1 protein-coding gene is annotated in these 229 nt (G+C 64.6%); it reads left to right on the top strand.

What is annotated here, in order from left to right; all coding sequences use genetic code 11:
• A partial coding sequence (locus SB754_RS23400) for a phage major capsid protein (RefSeq protein WP_410784623.1) occupies window positions 1-229 on the top strand: 229 nt, incomplete at both ends.

Raw genomic sequence — 229 nt, forward strand, 5'->3', positions numbered from 1 at the left:
GCTGCGCCCCGCCTATCGCCATGGGGCCAGTTTCGTGATGAACTCGTCCACGTTGGCGCGTATCCGCAAGATGAAGAGCGATGACGGGGCGTTCCTGTGGCAGCCTTCGCTGGCAGCGGGACAGCCCGCAACGCTGCTCGGCTATCCGGTGGTCGAGGCCGAGGACATGCCCGATATCGCGGCGAACAGCCTGTCGATCGCGTTCGGCAATTTCCGTGCCGGCTATCTG

Origin of the sequence: Leifsonia sp. SIMBA_070, from assembly GCF_046534635.1 — a bacterium.
Lineage (GTDB): Bacteria > Actinomycetota > Actinomycetes > Actinomycetales > Microbacteriaceae > Leifsonia.